Below are 16,490 nucleotides of genomic sequence, written 5' to 3'. Positions count from 1 at the left end.
GTGCTTGTACTCGTCGCTCCGGGCCAAGGTGCCCAAACGCCAGGCTTCCTGACTCCATGGCTCGAGCTGCCCGGTCTGGCCGACCGGCTGGGCGCCTGGTCGGAGGTCGCCGGGATCGACCTGGTCGCCTACGGCACCACCGCCGGCGCCGACGAGATCCGCGACACCGCCGTCGCGCAGCCCCTGCTCGTGGCCGCCGCGCTGGCCTCCGCCGAGGCCCTCGGCGTCAAGCCCGACGTGCTGGCCGGGCACAGCGTCGGCGAGTTCGCCGCCGCCGCGCTGGCCGGGGTGCTCACTCCCGAGCAGTCGCTGCGCCTGGTCCGCGAGCGGGCCCAGGCCATGGCCAAGGCCGCCGCCGTCACCGAGACCGGCATGACCGCTGTGCTCGGCGGCGTCGAGGAAGAGGTGCTGGCCGGCATCGAGAAGCACGGGCTGACCCCCGCCAACATCAACGGCGCCGGCCAGATCGTGGCCGGCGGCACCCTGGAGCAGCTGGCCGCGTTCAAGGAAGACGCGCCGGCCCGCGCCCGCCTGATCCCCCTCTCCGTCGCGGGGGCCTTCCACACCCACCACATGGCCCCGGCCGTCGAGAGCCTGCGCGAAGCCGCCTGGAACGTCGTGCCGTCCGACCCCGGCATCACCCTGCTGTCGAACTCCGACGGGCAGGCGGTCGCCACCGGCGCCGAGTTCCTCCAGAGACTGGTCAACCAGGTCAGCAACCCCGTCAGGTGGGACGCCTGCATGGAGACCATGGCCGGGCTCGGCGTCACCAAGATGATCGAGTTGCTGCCCGGCGGCACGCTCACCGGGCTCGCCAGGCGCGGGCTGCGCGGCGTGCAGACCGTGGCGCTGAAGACCCCAGACGACCTCGACGCGGCCAGGGAGCTGATCAAGTGAGGATCCCCGACATCGCCCCGGGCGGCAAGGTGCTGGCCCTCGGCCACTACCAGCCGTCGCACGTCGTCACCAACGACGACCTGGCCAAGACCATGGACACCAACGACGAGTGGATCCAGTCGCGGGTCGGCATCAAGGAGCGCAGGGTCGCCCCCGACGGCGAGTCCGTCGAGGACATGGCCACCATCGCCGGCGGCAAGGCGCTGGCCGCCAGCGGCCTGTCCCCCGACGACGTCGACCTGGTCATCGTGGCCACCTGCACGCTCGAGACCCAGATCCCCAACGCCTCCGCCGTCGTGGCGCACCGCCTCGGCATCACCTCGCCCGGCGCGTTCGACGTCAACGCCGCCTGCGCCGGCTTCTGCTACGCGCTCGGCACCGCCGACGCCGCCGTCAGGGCCGGAACGGCCCGCAACGTGCTGGTCATCGGCGCGGAGAAGCTGTCGCAGTGGGTCGACTGGACCGACCGGTCCACCGCCGTGATCTTCGCGGACGGGGCCGGCGCGGCCGTCGTCGGCCGCGCCGAGACGCCCGGCATCGGCCCCGTGGTGTGGGGCAGCGCCGGCGACAAGTCCGAGGCGATCTTCATCAAGGACCGCCACGACTCCCTCCACCAGGAGGGCCAGACGGTGTTCCGCTGGGCCACCACCGCGCTCGCCCCGGTGGCGCTCGAAGCCTGCGCGCGTGCCGGCGTCGACCCCTCCGAGCTGGCCGCGTTCGTGCCCCACCAGGCCAACCTGCGCATCATCGAGGCCATCGCCCGTAAACTGGGTGCCGACAAGGCCGTCATCGGCCGCGACATCGTCAACGCCGGCAACACCTCGGCCGCCTCCATCCCGCTGGCGCTGTCGCGCATGCTGGAGCGCGGCGAAGTCCAGTCGGGCGGGCTGGCGCTGGTGCTCGGCTTCGGCGCGGGCCTCACGTACGCGGGCCAAGTGATCGAGATCCCCTAAGTGCTTCGATCGGTCCTGATGGTGGTCCCGTCCGGGGCGCCCCGTAGGATCCGATCGTCCTACCAGCTTGTGCGGCACCGTTCGCACAGAAACCCGGAAGATCAGAAGGAGAACTAGCGACATGGCTGCCACCGAGCAGGACATCCTCCAGGGCCTCGGCAAGATCATCAACGAGATCACCGGCATTCCGGCCTCCGAGGTCACCCCTGAGAAGAGCTTCGTGGACGACCTCGACATCGACTCCCTGTCCATGGTCGAGATCGCCGTGGCCGCCCAGGACGAGTTCGGCGTCGAGATCCCCGACGACCAGCTCAAGAACCTGAAGACGGTCAAGGACGTCCTCAACTTCATCCAGGGCTGAACATCCGACTGATCAGTAAGGAGCGCGAAACGTGAGTGCGAACCGGGTACGTGTCGTCGTCACCGGGCTTGGCGCGACGACGCCCGTCGGTGGAGACGTCACCTCGACCTGGACGGCGCTCCTCGCCGGTCAGTCGGGCGTCGAGACCCTCACCACGGACTGGATCGACGCCGTTCCCGTGAAGTTCGCGGGGACGGCGGCGGTCGATCCCACCGAGGTCCTGCCCCGGCCCGAGGCCCGCCGCCTCGACCGCAGCGAGCAGTTCGCCCTCGTCGCCGCCAGGGAGGCCTGGCAGGACGCGGGCGCGCCCGACGTGGCGCCCGAACGGCTCGGCGTGGTGGTCTCCAGCGGCATCGGCGGCATCTCGACCACGCTCAGCGCGTACGACACGTGGAAGGAGCGCGGCTGGAACCGGCTGTCGCCCTTCACCGTGCCGATGCTCATGCCCAACGGCCCCGCCGCCTGGATCGGCCTCGACCTGGGCGCGCAGGCGGGCGTGCACGCCACGGTGTCGGCCTGCGCGTCCGGCGCCGAGGCCATCGGCAGCGCGATGGACATGATCAGGGCCGGCCGCGCCGACGTCGTCGTCGCCGGCGGCACCGAGGCCGCCATCCACGGCCTCAACATGGCGGCCTTCGCCGCCGCCCGGGCCATGTCCCAGCGCAACGACGACCCGCAGGGCGCCTCCCGCCCGTGGGACCGCGACCGCGACGGGTTCGTGCTCGGCGAGGGCGCCGGCATCGTGGTGCTGGAGTCCGAGGAGCACGCCAAGGCGCGCGGCGCCCGGATCTACGCCTACTGCGCGGGCGTCGGCTACTCCGCCGACGCGCACCACATCACGCAGCCCGAGCCCGAGGGGCGCGGCATCATCATGGCGATGACGCAGGCCCTGACCGACGCCGGCATCACCGGCCTCGACGTCAAGCACGTCAACGCGCACGCCACCTCCACCCCGGCCGGCGACGTCGGCGAGGTGCAGGCGGTGGCCAAGGCCATCGGCACCCACCCGCTAGTCACCTCGACCAAGTCCATGACCGGGCACCTGCTCGGCGGCGCGGGCGGCATCGAGTCGGTCTTCACCATCAAGGCCCTCCAGGAGCGGATCGTCCCCCGCACCATCAACCTCGACAACATCGACGACGGCATCGAGGTCGACCTCGTCCACGGCGAGAACCGCACGCTGCCCGCGGGCGACATCGCCGCCGTCAACAACTCGTTCGGCTTCGGCGGCCACAACGTGACGGTCGTCTTCACGGGAGCCTGAACATTCACGGGAGCCTGAACGCCCTCCGGGGCACCCGGCGGCCTGCCCTGTCGGCCGCCATGGGCCGCGTCATCCGCGGATGACATGGCCTGTCTGTGAGCGGGTGCCGGTCATCCGGCACTCCGGTGGTGCGCGACTCGCCAAAGACGTCGAGTCGCCGCACGCCGCACATCCGCTTGTCTTCAGCCGCCGGCTTGTCGAGCCGGCGGCTGCTCGCGTTCACGGGCTGGTGGGCTCAGCCCAGCATCTGCTTTCGAGCACTCGTCCGTGCGACCCGCCGCTCGGCCATCAGCGCCCCGCCGTTCACCAGTGCGGCGTCCTTCACCGGTGCGGCGGCCGCGCCGTCGGGCGGCAGGTGTCTGCTCTCTCACTCTTTCAGGTTGACGCCATCTCTCCTCTTATGGGCGTCTTTCACCGCTAAACGGCCGCGTGCAGCCAGCGGACGGGGGCGCCGTCGCCGGCGTACCGGAACGGCTCCAGCTCCTCGTCCCATGGCTTGCCGAGCATCTTGTCCAGCTCTTCCTCAAGCACGCACCGCCCCTGGGCGGCCATCATCATCGCGGCGCGCAGCCGGTCTTCGGGGATCATGATGTCGCCGGCGGCGCCGATGACCGCCGTGAAGGCGCCGAGTGTCGGCGTGTAGGCATGGCGGGAGCCGTCCACGCCGGGTGAGGCGTCCTCGGTGATCTCGAACCTGAGGCGCTGCCAGCCCATGAGGGAGGAGGCGATGGCCGCGGCGATGCCGGGGCGGCCCTCCCACTCCGCCTGCGCGCGCACGACGTTGGGTGCGGCGGGCTGCGGAGTCCACGTCAGGTCTACGGGCACGCCAAGGACACCCGCGACTGCCCATTCGATGTGTGGGCACAGCGCGGGCTGAGCCGAGTGGACGTAAAGGACGCCACGAGCAGACACCGGACCTCCCGTTTCGGTACGAGGTGCGCCTTCCCCAACGGCCTCGCCCCGGGATGATCACAAGTGACTAGGGAGAGACTACCGTCGGTCGCTACTCGACACCAGAGGGGGGCCATACCAAGTTGGTGCGGGAGTGGCGGGTGACAGCGGTCTCACGCAGGAAACATACCCGCCCATGGAAATCCAATCTGTCGGCGAGGCGTTCATCCGGCCAGGTCAGCTCCTGACCGACCGGACCGCGCTCGCCGCCGTGTCGCGCTGGACCCAGGCGGTCTCGGAGGCCGACGGCGTCTGCGTCGTGCACCTGTCGTCCGGCGTCGACCCCTGCGAGCTCACCGCCGAGCTTCGCGACCAGGGCCTGCGCGCCTCCCCCAACCACGTGCTGCGCGGCCAGCCGCTGTTCTTCGGCGGCCCCGCGTCCAGGCCCTTCCCCACCCCGCCCGTTCCGTACAAGGCGGGCAAGTCCCGCTCGCACGTGGTGGTGGGCCTGCTCGACACCGGCGTCACCAAGCATCCCTGGTGGGCCGGCAGCGACTGGTACGCGGGGGTCGGCCCCGAGGAGGCCGACGCGTACGAGGGGGCGCAGGCGGGGCACGGGACGTTCATCGCGGGCCTGCTGACGCGGCGGGCGCCCGGCGTGCGGCTGCGCGTGGGGCGGGTGCTCGACGGCGACGGCCTGACGGACGAGGCCACGGTGGTGCGCGCCCTGTACCGCATGCGGGAGCGGCCGCCGCAGGTGCTCAACCTGTCCTTCGGCTGCCACACGTTCGACGACCGGCCGCCGCCCCTGCTGTCGGACGCCATCGGCGCGCTGTCCGCGACCGTGACGGTGGCCTGCGCCGGCAACACCGGCTCCGACCGCCCGTTCTGGCCCGCGGCGCTGCCGTGCGTGGTGGGGGTGGCGGCGGTGGACGCGACGCAGCAGCGCCGGGCGCCCTACTCGGGCCACGGCACGTGGGTCGACGCGTGCGCGCGGGGCGACTGGCTGACGAGCAGCTATCTCGACGCGGGCGAGTACGGCGGGTACGCGGCGTGGAGCGGAACGTCGTTCGCCACGGCGCTGGTGGCGGGCGCGATCGCCGACGCGGCCAGGCACGAGCCGGCCAAGGAATGGATCAGGAACCTCCTTGACTCCGAGGAGACCCCGCAAATTCCCGATCTGGGGGTTCTCTTCCCCACGAGTCTGTAGAGTTTACGCTCAGTCCCCGGACAATCACGTGGAGGAATGATCTCCTCCTCGTGCCGGCGAAAGGAGGCCGTATGCGCGATTCGGCGGAGCTGCTGACCGCCGCCGCCGACGGTGACCGGTCGGCCTGGGACGAGCTCGAATCGAGGTTCGGGCCGCGCATGTGGGCTGTGGCCCGCGCGTGCGGTCTGAGCCCCGCCGACGCGGCCGACGCCGTCCAGGGCACCTGGCTGCGCCTGCTGCAGCATCTGCGGAGCATCAGGGATCCGGGGGCGGTGGGAGGCTGGCTGGTGACGACCGTGCGCCGCGAGGCCTTCCTGCTCCTGCGCAAGGACCTGCCGGTGGTCTCCTCCAGCGAGGCGGTCACCGAGGTCGATCCGGCGGCCGTCGTCCTGGAGGCCGACGACCGGCAGCTGCTCTGGAAGACCGTCTCCACCCTCAACGAGCCCTGCCGTTCGCTGCTCCAGCTGGTCGCCCTCGATCTCGGCAACCGGCAGGTGGCGTCGCGGCTCGGGATGCCCGCGGGCAGCGTGGGCCCCACCAAGGCACGCTGCCTGGAGAAACTGCGCACTCTGATCTCGCTACAGGAGACAGCGCAATGATCAACGACGAGTATTTCCTGGCGGCACTCCGGCTGGAGGCCGGCACCGATCCGATCCCCCTCCGGGTGTCCTCCTCCGCGCGTGACGTCTGGCGGCTGCGGCTCCCCCATGCGGTGACCGCCACCCAGGAGGCCACCACGATCCGGAGCGTGCGCGCCGACGACAGCTCGCACCTGGTGCGCTTCGTCGCGACCGGCCTCACCTTCGACCTGGAGGTGACCGAGGGCGACGGGCTCATCGACGTCGCGGGCCACATCTCCCCCTATCCAGGAGAGGGTGCCCTCGTCGATGTGAGATCCCCGCACCTGACCCTGACCAGGCGCATCACGCCCAACGGCCATTTCGCCGTCACGGGCCTGCCACCCGGCTGGCTCAGCGTGGTGTGCCATCGGCCCGGGCACCTGCCCGTCCAGACCACATGGGTGCGGATCCGCCCCTGACCCGCCACCGCTGACCCGGCCGGGAGGCTCGCGCCGCTCCCGGCCGTCTTGGATCGAGGCCGGCCATGAGCGCAAAACCGCACGCACCAGACTCGCCCGACGACCTCGACCCGCTCGTCAGAGCGGCCGAGGCCGCGCTGATGCGTGCCCTGGTCGATCCCGACCAGGCGCTGCGCGCCGGTCGGGTGATCATCGAGTCCGCCCGCCGGCACCGCTGCCCCGAGGCCGAGGTCATGGGCCTGCGGACGATGGCGCTGGCCGCCCGCGAGCTGGGCGACCTGGAGAAGGCCGAGCAGTACCTCCGCGACGCCCTGGCCGTCCGCGCCGCCCCGCCGCACCGGATCGCCCAGGCGCGGCTGTCCCTCGTCAGCGTGCGCACCGAACGCGGCCATCCCCTCCAGGCCCTCCGCCTGGCCGCCCTGGCCTGGGCGTACCTGGGGCCGCTCGACCGCGCCAAGCTCGACACCCAGCGCGCGGTCGCCCTGGCCCGGCTCGGCCGCTACCAGGAGGCCATCGCCTCCTGCGACCGGGCGCTGATGGCGCTGGTGACCGCGCCGGGCACCATCGACGACCGCCGGTTCCTGGCCGGCGGCCTGCTCAACCGCGGTCTCGTGCACGCCTACCGCGGCGACTGGGACGCCTCCATGCGCGACCTCACCGCCTGCCTGCAGATCTCCCAGTTCGCCGGCCTCTGGCACCTGGCCCGCCTGGCCGCCGCCAACCTGCCCTTCCTCGCGGTACGCCGGGGGGACATCGCCGGCGCGTTCCGGCACTACCGGGAGGCCGAGGAGACCCTGTTCGGCTACCCCGAGCGGCTGGCCTCGATGCGGGCCGACTTCGCCGGCGCCCTCCTGGCGGCGCATCTGCCGGGCGAGGCGGGCACCATGCTGCGGATGGCCGTACCCGACCTGGAGGCGTCGGCGGCGCTCACCGCGCTGGCCGACGCGCGGCTGAAGCTGGCCCAGGTGGAGCTGCTGACCGGCGACGCGCACCGGGCCAGGCAGGTGGCCGAGCAGGCGGCGGCCGAGCTGGCCGCCCAAGACAGGGTGTCGTGGCTGCCGCTGGCCAAGGAGGTCGTCCTGCGCTCGCGGCTGGTCCTCGAACCCGTCACACCCGAGCTGGTCGCCGAGCTGATCACGTGCGCCGACGAGCTGGAGGACGCCTTCGCCCACCGGGCGGGCGCGGCGCTGCGGCTGGCGGCGGCCGAGGCGGCGCTCAGCGTGGACGACCACCCGACCGCCTCCGCCCAGCTCGCCCGGCTCACCCGGCACGCCGAGCGGCGCGATCGGTGGGTGCCCGCGGGCACCCGGCTGACCTCGCTGGCCTCCGAGCCGCAGGCCAGGCAGCTCGCGCAGGCGTCGGAGATCCCCGTGCCGGTGCGCCAGCACGCGCTGGCCCTCCAGGCGGCGCTGCAGGAGGACGTCGCGGGCGCCTTCCGCGCGGTACGCGACGGGCTGGCCGAGGTGAGCGGGCGGGTCGAGGCGTTCGAGGACCCGTCGCTGCGCGCCCACGCGGCCAGGGCCGGGGAGCGGCTGGCGGCCTACGGGCTGGAGCTGGCGGTGCGCGACGGGTGCCCCAGGGAGGTGTTCGAGTGGGCGGAGCGGTGGCGGGCCGTGGCCGCTCCCGCGCACGCGTGCGCGCTGGTGGATCCCGAACGCGTCCGCGCGGAGCTGGGCCGGGCGGCCCTGGTCGAGTACGTCGCCGACGGTGACGCGCTGCTGGCCGTCCTGCTGAGCGAGAACCGGCTGGTGCTGCGGCGGCTGGGCCCGCTGCGGCCGGTCATGGACACCATCGTGCGGCTGCGGCACGCGCTGCGCCGCAACAGCGGCCGGGCCGACGTCGAGGAGGCGGCCACCGAGCTCGAACGGCTGGTGCTGCGGCCCTTCGCCGCCGAGCTGGCCGACCGGCCGCTGGTCGTGGTGCCGGTCGGGGCGCTGCACACGGTGCCCTGGGGTGCGCTGCCGGCCCTGAGGGAGCGGCCGGTCAGCGTCGCGGCCGGTGCGGCCGCCTGGATGCGGGCCCGCACCGCCCGCACCGCGCGCACTGGCGGCCCGCCGCGGGTGGTGGCGGCGGCCGGGCCCTCGCTGACGCACGCCCAGTCGGAGGTGGAGCACGTGCTGGCCTGCCATCCCGGCGGGCGGCAGGTGGCCGGGCGGGTCCGGCCCGTGCTGGAGGCGCTGGGCACGGCCGACATCGTGCACCTGGCCGCCCACGGGGCCTTTCACGCGCGCAGCCCGCTGGTGTCCGGGATCACGCTGGAGGACGGGCAGCTCATGGCGTACGACCTGCTGGACGTCTCCCGCTCGGCCGCTCTGGTGGTGCTGTCGGCGTGCAACGCCGGGATGTCCCGCGCGCCCGTGGAGGGGGCGCCGCTGGGGCTGCCCGGGACGTTCCTGGCCAAGGGGTCGGCGTGCGTGGTCGCCGGCATGGTGCCGGTGGAGGACGAGACGGCGCGGGCCGTGATGAGCACGTTCCACGAGCTGCTGGCGGCGGGGCGGTCGCCGGACGTGGCGCTGGCCATGGCGGCGGCCAAGGCGGACGAGACGGGGTTCGTCTGCTTCGGCGCGGGCGACCAGCCCTTCTGCTGACCCTCCGTCACTTGGATGCCTCATCGTCCCCGAGTGGCGGGATGTGGTGGTTGACGCGGAAGAGGTCGTCCGGGTCGTGGACGGCCTTGAGCGCGGCCAGCCGGCGGTGGTCCGCCTCGGTGTAGGCGCGCCTGACCCGGTCGGGAGCGGCGTCGGGGTCGAACAGGAAGCCCGGGAGCATCGCGCCGGTGTCCCAGGGCCGCAGCCGCTCCAGCACCTCGTCCGCGGCCTCGCGCGCCGCCACGGCCTGCCCCGGGGGCGCCGGGACGCGCAGCCACAGATGGAAGGCGGCGCCCTGGGTGCTGACCGCGTGCGGCCGGCGGGGCGCCCGGTTCAGCGCCCCGCCGAGCTGCCGCAGCTCGATGCCGGGGGACGACCCTCCCGGCGCCGACGGGTCGATGAGCGAGACCAGTTCCGCCACCGCCTCCTCGTCCAGCTCGTGCAGCAACGCGCTGCGCAGGTGCGCCGACACCGGGTTCTTGGGGTCCTGGTAGATCCCCGTGATCTCCGTGTACGGCATGGCGGCGCAGGTGTCCCGCTCCGGTTCCAGTGCGCGCAACGGCTCCACGGCGCTCGCGTCGTCCCCCATGAGGACGACGCGGATCTGCATGAGCGAACGCCCGCGGAACTCCTCGGGCAGCTGCGGCACGTCGGGCAGGCGCATCAGCGTCACCGACGACGACATCTCGTCCGGCTGGTCCTTCGTCCAGGCCAGGTAGGAGCGCAGCACGTGGGCCGCGCGCGCCGGGTCCTCGGCCCCGTACGTGAGCGTGCCGCCGTAGATGGTGCGCAGCGGCAGCAGCTCGATCTCGGCCGCCACCACGACCCCGAAGTTGCTCTTGCCGCCCCGGACCGCCCAGAACAGGTCCGGCTCCCGGTCCGGCGAGACGGTGCGCAGCCGGCCGTCGGCGGTGACGAGGTCGAGCGAGCGGACGTGGTCGGCGGCGAACCCGTACGTACGGGCGGCCAGCGGCAGCCCGCCACCGGTCAGGAAGCCCATCACGCCGACCTCGCCGGAGGAGCCGCACAGGGGCACCAGGCCGTGCTCGGCCGTCCCGGCCAGCACCTCGCCCCACCGCAGGCCCGCGCCGATCCTGGCGGTGCGCGCCGCCGCGTCCACGCGCAGCTCGCGCAGCTCGTTGGTGGCGATGAAGACGGCTCCGTCCGCGGGCACGGACTTGCCGTGGCCGGTCGATTGGACGGCGATCGGGCGGCCGGTGCGTGCGGCGAACCGGACGGCGGTGACGACGTCGGCCGCGTCGGCGGCCACCACGATCACGGCGGGGCGGTGCTCGACGGTCAGCAACCAGCCGGAGCAGGCCTCCTCGAAGCCGGGGTCGCCCGGGTAGAGGGTGCGGCCGTGGATGGAGGTGAGCAGAGTTTTCTCGGACATGTCAGGGAGCGCCCTTCATTATTGGCTTCACCAATGTTGGCGCGCCCAACATTACACGAAATCGTGGGTCCGGCCAACAGTTGGGCTACAAGACCGTCAGGCGGCCGTACTCGGACAGGGCGGCGGCCAGGTCGCCGGGTTCGCCGCGGAGGGTGGCGTCGAGGAAGGCGGCGGTCGTCGCCGCGGTGACGTGGGGTCCGGCGGTCCGGCCGAGGGAGCCGACGAGGGCGGGCAGCGGTGGCAGGAAGAGCGGGGCGTCGGTGAAGGTGAGGTGGGCCGAGCCGGGGACGGTGAGCCGGTAGCCGGTCGCCGTGCTGAGCTGGAGCACCTGCGTGAGGCGAGAGATGTAGTCCTGCTCCTCGCCCTGCCGCACGTCGTGGGTGAGCGCGAGCACGGGCTGGTCGAACGCCCGGGGTGCGGGGTCCCGGGGGTAGCCGTCGATGTCGATGACGGCGGCGAAGCGGGGGTCCTGGCGGGCGGCCTGCAGGGCGGCGGCGCCTCCCAGGGAGTGGCCGGTGGCCGCGGCCCGGTCGATATCGAGCCGTCCGGTCAGCGGGCCCTTGATCTCACCGCGGTCCAAGCGGTCGAGCTGGGTGAGGACGAAGCTGAGGTCGGCGGCCCTGACCGCGGTCCAGCCGGCCGCGCGCCTGTTGTCCTCGGCCTGGTCGCCGGTGGCGGTGACCCGGGTGCGGAGGGCGCGGCCGTCGGTGAGGGTGACGACGGCGGAGTCGTACGGGTGGTCGATGGCCGCCACGACGTAACCGCGGCTGGCCAGTTCCTCGGCCCAGGCGGTGTTCTGGGTGCGCACGCCGCCGAGACCGGGCGAGAACAGCACCACGGGGAACCGGCCCGCCGCTGCGGGGATGTCGGGCACCGAGCGGGTGCGGGCGCGGGCCGCCTCGTCGAGGATGAAGCCCGGCAGGCCGAGGTAGCCGGCCTGGCCGTGGGCGACGAGCCGGGCCTCCCCCTCCGTGCGGCCCAGGTACCAGGCTCGCCGGGCGGCGGGATCGCCTTGCGCGGGGTACCAGAGCTGCACCACGACCGTGCGCTTGTCGTCGGTGCGGGAGGTGGCGGTTTCCGCCCGATCGGGGTCGGTCCACTGCACCACGGTGGTGCCCGTGGCGTGCGCGCCCGACGGCTCGGGGAACACGGGCAAGGGCAGCGCCCACGCCGCCGCCGCGCCCGCGAGAACCAGCGCCAGACACGCCGCCGACCCCGGCAGGGCCAGCCACCACCTGGCCCGCCGCACGGGCCTGCGCAGCAGGGTGGGAACGGCGAACGCCAGCGCGATGGCACCACCCACCAGGACGGGGATGAGCTGCCAGCGGAGGCCGGGCACGGCCAGCACGATCGCGGACACCACGAGCACCGCCGCGCCCGCCCACGTCGAGGGGCGGCGCGCGCCGGGCGGCAGCCAGCGGGCCAGCACCAGCACGACGGCGGCCGCCAACGCCAAGAGCTCTGCCAGGGACAGGCCGAAGAACAGGGTCACAGTCATGTTGATCACGGTGTCGGAGTGATCTCAGCCGGACAACGGCCTCAATGCGGAGAGCTGTGCGCCACCCCGGTATGACCCTCTACGACCGGTGTGCGACCAGGGTCGTAGGACCTCTTGGCCCGGGTCCTGGCGGGCCTGTGACCATGGTGCGGGCGGCCCGTTGTGGCTTACCGGTCGCCGGTGGCGACGGGGCGGGACGGGTCGGAGACCCAGTCGGACCAGGAGCCGACGTACAGGGACGCGGGCAGGCCCGCCACCTCCAGGGCCAGCACCTCGTGGGCGGCGGTCACCCCCGAGCCGCAGTACGCGCCCACCGCCTCGCCTTCCCGCACGCCCAGCCCTCCGAAGCGGGCACGCAGCTCCGAGGGCGTGAGGAAGCGGCCGTCGGGGCCGAGATTGGCGGTCGTGGGGGCGCTGACCGCTCCGGGCACGTGGCCGGCCACCGGGTCGATCGGCTCCACCTCGCCCCGGTAGCGCTCCGCCGCGCGGGCGTCGAGGAGGATGCCCTGGCCGGCCAGCGTGGCGGCCTCGTCGGCCGTCAGGGCGGGCATTCCGCCCGGCCGCGCGGTGAAATCGCCCGGCGCGGGCTGCGGGACGTCCTTCGTGACCGGCAGGCCGGCCTCGATCCAGGCTTGCAGGCCGCCGTCGAGCACGCGTACGTCCTGGTGGCCGAAGTAACGCAGCGCCCACCACGCGCGGGCGGCGACCGTGGCGCCCGCGTCGTCGTAGACGACCACCGGGCGCCCGCCGGAGACGCCGAGCCGGCGCATGGCGCTCTCGAACGCCGCCGCGTCCGGCAGCGGGTGCCGGCCGCCCCGCCCACCAGCGCCGGTCGGGGCGGCCAGGTCGGTGTCGAGGTCGCAGTAGACGGCGCCCTCGATGTGGCCCTCACGGTAGAAGTCGAGCCCGGGCGGCCCGCCGAGCCGCCACCGGACATCGAGCACCGTCACCGCCCCCGCAGGCTCCGTCAGGGCGGCCAGGTCGGTTGCGGTGATCAAGGGGCTGGTCAAGGCCGTACCTCCAGGAGCGGGACGTGCTGTTCGGCCGCCGTGAGCGAGCCGTGGTAGCCGGTGAAGAGCGCCTCGATGCGGTGCCGCGTCGGGGCGGTGATGGCCAGGTCGGTGTGCGGGACGGCCACGACGTCGCCAATGCGGGGCAGCCACGCGTCGCGTACGTGCGGCCCGAACCAGCCCGACTCGACCGCCTCCTGCCTGGACACCACCCACGCCTTGCCGCGCAGGGTCTCGCGCCACGCGTCGAGCACCTGCCCGGCGGCCCCCGGGCGGGCGTACACGTGCCTGGCCCTGGCCTCGCCGCCGAGCAGCGCCACCCCGTCCGCCAGCTCGGGGACGCTCTCGGCGTCGATCTTCTCGGTGGCGTTGACCATGCCGTGGTCGGCGGTGACGTAGAGGGCGGAGCCGGGCGGCAGGCCCTCGGCCAGCCGCCGCGCCATGTCGTCGACGAGGGCGAGCTGGCGCAGCCACTCCTCGCTGCCCCAGCCCGTCATGTGGCCGGCGGCGTCGAGGTCGCCGTAGTAGACGGTCACGTACGCGGGCCGCCGCTCGCGCAACGCGTCGTGCACGCGGGCCACCCGGTCGTCGACCGAGTCGGCGGGAACGTAGCGGACGCCCCGGTAGACGGCCCTGGTCAGGCCGGTGCCCTCGAACTGGGCCGGGCCCACGTAGACGGGCTCGACGCCGGCCGCGGCGGCGCGCTGGTAGACGGTGGTGGCGGGCTGCCACTCGTCGGGGTCGACGGTCAGGCCGTCGGGGTGCGTCCAGCGCAGGCAGTTGAGCAGGTGGCCGGTGCCGGGGACGGCCAGCATCAGCCCGACCATGCCGTGCTCGCCGGGGGTGAGGCCGGTGCCCAGCGTGCACAGGCTCGTGACGGTGGTGGCGGGGAACCCGGCGGTGAGCGTGCGGGCGGTCATGCCGGACGTCAGGAACGGCGCCGCCTCGGGGTGGGCCCGCAGCAGCTCGGCGCCGAGGCCGTCGACCAGGAACAGGCACACGCGGTCGGCCCGTTCGAGGGCGAGCGCGTTCGGCTCGCGCAGGCCCAGGGCGGCCAGCAGCGATCGCGGCACCTCCGCCAGCGACGCACCGCCGTATCCCGGCAGCAGCATGGGCCTCAGTCTAGACCCAGCGTGATCTCGGCTCGCGGTGATCTTTCGCCTGATCCCACCGTGGGTCCCACCGCTTATCCCGTTATCCCGCCGCCGATGCCAGACGCCGACGTCAGACGCTGATGCCGCCGCTGGTGCCGCCGCTGATCCTGCCGCACGGGCAGGGGCTGCTCGGCAGTGCCGTCCTCGGTGTCGTGTCTGCGGCGCGTCGAGGCCGCGTCAGCGTGCGCGAGTGGCTGGGCAGGCTGGTCGCCCAGGAGGACGGCCCCGGAGGTGCCGGCCTGCCGAGGCAGCAGGCGATCGACCGGCCGGCGATGCTGTCCGATCAGCCGGTCGCCCCTGAGCAGGGCGATCCCTTGCCGGAGCGCCGCCACGCCCGATGGCCGGGCGCGGCACGGGGGCGGAGTCAGGAGGTGGCGCGGGCGGTGGCCTCGGACAGGGCCTTCGCGAAGGCGAGGACGTGGGTGACCGCCTCGGGGCCGTCGGCGGCCTCGCTGACCCGCAGCGACAGGTCGTCGGCCGTGATGGCGCCCGTGTAGCCGTGGTCGGCCTCGCAGTTCTCGTCGCCGCACGTGGCCGGCTCGAGGTCCACGTGGGAGATGGCGCCCCACCCGATCGTGAGCGTCACCTCCGTGGGAGGGACGCCGGGGACGTAGGAGGCGGGGTCGGGCACGACGCGGGTGACGGCCACCGACTGGACGCGGCTCAGCCGCACCGCCTCGGTGGTGGTGGAGGCGTGGGAGGCCGAGACCCCCTCGACCGCCGGGTGCTCGTCGGTGTGGCAGACCAGCAGCCGCGTCGCCGACAGCACCAGGACGGTGACGTGCCGGCGGACCTCCATCGCGGGATCGAAGGTCGCCTCGTGGTGGACCACGAACGCGGTCACGGCCTCCTTGCCCAGCGCGGATTCGACCGCATCGGTGACGAGGTCGGGGTAGTAGCCGCTGCGCTCGATCGCTTCACGCAGGCCCGCGGCTGAGACTCGGGTTTCCCTCATGGCTCCATCCTGCCAGGACCGGGCGGTGCACTCACCCGGCGGACATAACGCTCTATAACGTCTTTTGTCTGGGCAACTACGGGCACTTGGGTCACTTCATTCGCTCAGGGCTGAGCGCCAAGACAGGGGCCGACCCGGACCGGCATCCGCCCCGGGCCGGCCACGCGTCCCGCTCACGACAACCCGCCCGGGGCCGGCACCGTCCCGTTCACGACAACCCGCCCGGGGCCGGCACCCGTCCCGTTCACGACAATCTGCGCGGGCCGACGTCGAGCCGCGGACCCGCCGGGGTGCGGAGGATGGCGCGGGCGCCGAGGATCATGGCGTCGGACTCCCCCACCAGCACCTGGTCGAGGTCGAGCCGGGCCACCTCGGGCAGGTCGTGGGCCAGGCGGCCGACGCGTACGAGCAGCTCCTCCAGGGCGTCGACGGCCACGGGCGGGTAGCCGTACTCGCCGAACAGCAGGGGCGCCGCGCGTACGGACCGCACGAGGGCGGAGGCGTCGTCGCGGGTCAGCGGCGCGAGGCGGAAGCCCTGGTCCTGGAGCAGGCGCGCGGTCACCTCGCCCAGCCCGAACGACACGACCGGCCCGAACGCGGGATCCTCGATCACCCCGACGACCGTGGGGACGGCCGGCTGCGGCGCCATCCGCTGCACGGCCAGCTCGACCCCCTCGCCGAACTGCTCGGCGAACTCGGTGTAGGCGTGCCGCACCATCTCGGGCCCGGTGAGACCGAGGCGTACGGTGCCGGCGCGGCGCGAGGCGCCGGGGTCGGCCACCTTGACCACGACGGGCCAGCCGAGGCGCCCGGCGGCGGCCACGGCCTCGTCGGCGGAGCGGACGACCTCGGCGGGCCAGACGGTCAGCCCGTAGCAGGACAGCAGCTCGGCGGCGTCGATCTCGACCGGCGGCCCGGCCTGCGCGAACCCGCCCGGCGTGGCCTCCGCGTCGGGCAGCGCCGCGCGGACGAGCTCTCTGGCGCGCCCGGTGTCGATGTCGTCGAGCTCGTGCGGCGGCGTGGCCGGCTGGGCCCGCCACGTGGCGTAGCGGACGACGTGGGCCAGGGCCCGCACGGCCTCCTCCGGCGCCGCGTACGACGGGATGGAGCCGCGCGAGGGCGCCGAGGGGCCGGGCACGCGCAGGGCCGGATGCATGCCCAGGTGCCCGCGGAACGTGGCCAGCACCGGCTTGCCGGAGTCTTTCGAGACCCGCAGCAGCTCGCCGGCCACCTCCTCGGTGCGGCCGGGGATGGGCGGCATGTAGATCACGACGGCG

At 73.7% G+C, this 16,490-nt stretch carries 15 protein-coding genes; 8 read left to right on the top strand and 7 right to left on the bottom strand.

All coding sequences use genetic code 11. The annotated features are described in order from the left end of the window. The 4 genes from HCN51_RS29330 to fabF all read left to right on the top strand — a co-directional run bounded on the left by HCN51_RS29330 (nt 1) and on the right by fabF (nt 3,475). A complete protein-coding gene (locus HCN51_RS29330) occupies nt 1–897 on the top strand; it encodes an ACP S-malonyltransferase (protein ID WP_080046332.1) in 897 nt (298 codons plus the stop codon). Next, a complete protein-coding gene (locus HCN51_RS29325; RefSeq protein WP_168013639.1) occupies nt 894–1,850 on the top strand; it encodes a beta-ketoacyl-ACP synthase 3 in 957 nt (318 codons plus the stop codon). Before HCN51_RS29330 ends, HCN51_RS29325 begins: the two co-directional genes overlap by 4 nt. Before the next feature lie 121 nt (nt 1,851–1,971). Continuing rightward, complete coding sequence (locus tag HCN51_RS29320; protein WP_080046330.1) at nt 1,972–2,211, top strand: acyl carrier protein; 240 nt, start codon at nt 1,972–1,974, stop codon at nt 2,209–2,211. Between the two features lie 31 nt (nt 2,212–2,242). Beyond that, nucleotides 2,243–3,475 carry a beta-ketoacyl-ACP synthase II gene (fabF, locus tag HCN51_RS29315; RefSeq protein WP_168013637.1) on the top strand — a complete coding sequence of 411 codons (1,233 nt, stop codon included), beginning with the start codon at nt 2,243–2,245 and terminating at the stop codon, nt 3,473–3,475. A gap of 417 nt (nt 3,476–3,892) precedes the next feature. Here fabF and HCN51_RS29310 read toward each other — a convergent pair whose 3' ends face one another. After that, nucleotides 3,893–4,387 carry a DUF3145 domain-containing protein gene (locus HCN51_RS29310; RefSeq protein ID WP_080046328.1) on the bottom strand — a complete coding sequence of 165 codons (495 nt, stop codon included), beginning with the start codon at nt 4,385–4,387 and terminating at the stop codon, nt 3,893–3,895. Nucleotides 4,388–4,562: 175 nt separating this feature from the next. Between HCN51_RS29310 and HCN51_RS29305 the strand changes: the two genes are divergently transcribed. From HCN51_RS29305 to HCN51_RS29290, 4 genes are all read left to right on the top strand, one after another. Next, nucleotides 4,563–5,576, top strand: a complete 1,014-nt coding sequence (locus HCN51_RS29305) for a S8 family peptidase (protein ID WP_168013635.1) — start codon at nt 4,563–4,565, stop codon at nt 5,574–5,576. 71 nt (nt 5,577–5,647) lie between these two features. Continuing rightward, entirely contained in the window at nt 5,648–6,175 is a 528-nt protein-coding gene (locus HCN51_RS29300; RefSeq protein ID WP_168013633.1) for an RNA polymerase sigma factor, read from the top strand. Continuing rightward, nucleotides 6,172–6,615, top strand: a complete 444-nt coding sequence (locus HCN51_RS29295) for a peptidase associated/transthyretin-like domain-containing protein (RefSeq protein ID WP_168013631.1) — start codon at nt 6,172–6,174, stop codon at nt 6,613–6,615. The genes HCN51_RS29300 and HCN51_RS29295 overlap by 4 nt, the downstream gene beginning before the upstream one ends. 65 nt (nt 6,616–6,680) lie before the next feature. Further along, nucleotides 6,681–9,203, top strand: coding sequence for a CHAT domain-containing protein (locus HCN51_RS29290; RefSeq protein WP_168013629.1), 2,523 nt, complete (start codon nt 6,681–6,683; stop codon nt 9,201–9,203). Nucleotides 9,204–9,210: 7 nt separating this feature from the next. On the opposite strand, the gene HCN51_RS29285 is transcribed toward HCN51_RS29290, so the two are convergent. From HCN51_RS29285 to HCN51_RS29260, 6 genes are all read right to left on the bottom strand, one after another. Next, nucleotides 9,211–10,596 (bottom strand): FAD-binding oxidoreductase, encoded by a 1,386-nt coding sequence (locus tag HCN51_RS29285; protein WP_168013627.1) that lies wholly within the window; start codon nt 10,594–10,596, stop codon nt 9,211–9,213. 85 nt (nt 10,597–10,681) lie between these two features. After that, nucleotides 10,682–12,094 carry an alpha/beta hydrolase family protein gene (locus HCN51_RS29280; RefSeq protein ID WP_168013625.1) on the bottom strand — a complete coding sequence of 471 codons (1,413 nt, stop codon included), beginning with the start codon at nt 12,092–12,094 and terminating at the stop codon, nt 10,682–10,684. 167 nt (nt 12,095–12,261) lie between these two features. Next, entirely contained in the window at nt 12,262–13,104 is an 843-nt protein-coding gene (locus tag HCN51_RS29275; protein WP_168013623.1) for a sulfurtransferase, read from the bottom strand. Then, a complete protein-coding gene (locus HCN51_RS29270; protein ID WP_168013621.1) occupies nt 13,101–14,216 on the bottom strand; it encodes an alkaline phosphatase family protein in 1,116 nt (371 codons plus the stop codon). The genes HCN51_RS29275 and HCN51_RS29270 overlap by 4 nt, the downstream gene beginning before the upstream one ends. Before the next feature lie 406 nt (nt 14,217–14,622). Beyond that, entirely contained in the window at nt 14,623–15,213 is a 591-nt protein-coding gene (locus HCN51_RS29265) for a DUF5998 family protein (protein WP_080046320.1), read from the bottom strand. Between the two features lie 244 nt (nt 15,214–15,457). Then, a partial coding sequence (locus tag HCN51_RS29260) for an acetate--CoA ligase family protein (protein WP_206068028.1) occupies nt 15,458–16,490 on the bottom strand: 1,033 nt, incomplete at its 5' end.

It is taken from the genome of Nonomuraea composti (genome assembly GCF_012034275.1).
Lineage (GTDB): Bacteria > Actinomycetota > Actinomycetes > Streptosporangiales > Streptosporangiaceae > Nonomuraea > Nonomuraea composti.
This window is presented reverse-complemented; position numbering and strand designations above follow the sequence as displayed.